Below are 511 nucleotides of genomic sequence, written 5' to 3'. Positions count from 1 at the left end.
ATTCACAAACAGATGGAATTCACGCGGCAGCACATCGCCGAGAAGGAACGCATCAAGACCGAGCTTGTCCAGCAACGCGAGCTTATCGAGCAGCTTGAAGCGAAGGTCGCCGAGCTTGAACGCGAGAATGCGGCCCTTCGAGGCGAAAACACGAAGCTGCGGAAGACCGACGCAAGTCTGCGAGAACTGATCGACGCATTGAAAGGAGCGAATCAACGGCTGCAAGAGCAGGTGACTGAGCTTGACGCGAAGATTCAAGAGCGGACGCGCCAGTATGCTGACCAACTGTGGCAGTACAACCGCACGCTGATCTTCGTGAACTCGGTGAGGGGAGTTCTGGAAGAACTCACGAGTGACCGCTCCCCGAATGCAGATCATGTGCGGCAACTGTTTGCGGAGAAGTATGCGCATCAGGTGAGCCAAGGATTGAAAGACGGCGCAATCAAGGCGGCACCCGAGGTCGATGACGAGTTTGCGAAGGCTTTGCCGAAGACTCGCAAGTTCATTGTCG

At 55.8% G+C, this 511-nt stretch carries 1 protein-coding gene; it reads left to right on the top strand.

The features are described 5' to 3' along the window. On the top strand, positions 1–511 hold a 511-nt coding region (locus DS839_RS36150; RefSeq protein ID WP_368912154.1), incomplete at both ends, for a hypothetical protein.

The sequence above is a fragment of the Taklimakanibacter deserti genome, assembly GCA_003574785.1.
This window is presented reverse-complemented; position numbering and strand designations above follow the sequence as displayed.